The organism is Massilia sp. UBA6681 (genome assembly GCF_002454935.1).
GTDB lineage: Bacteria > Pseudomonadota > Gammaproteobacteria > Burkholderiales > Burkholderiaceae_D > Telluria > Telluria varians.
On the sequence record NZ_DKJX01000082.1, the window covers coordinates 34250 to 34614 of the forward strand.

General features: G+C 71.2%; 1 protein-coding gene. It reads right to left on the bottom strand.

The features are described from left to right. The coding region (locus B2R83_RS14020) for a ProQ/FINO family protein (RefSeq protein WP_292042344.1) at window positions 1–365 on the bottom strand (365 nt) is incomplete at both ends.

Sequence of the window (365 nt, forward strand, 5' to 3'; positions counted from 1 at the left end):
TCGGCCGCGGCGGCCTCGCGCTCGGCCTTCTTGCGCTCGGCTTCTTTCTTGAAGCGCTCCTGCAGCTGTTCCTTGGCGTGCTGGCGATGGGTATCGGTGACTTCGGCGCCCGGGCTGCCGTCGAGGTTGTAGCGGACCTTGGCCTTTTCCATGGCGCGCAGGTAGCGCATCGAGCCGGTATGGATGCCGAGCGCGGCGCGCATGGCCTTGCGGTTCAGGTCGGGCATCTGCGCCAGCAACTGCTTGTCGATGCCGATCGCCAGCGGCAGGCAGTCGCGGAAGGCCGGGAACGCCTGTTGCAGCTGCTTGAGCAGCGCGCGGGCCGACGGGGCCGGGGCGGCGCCGGCAGGGGCGGCGGCCGGCGC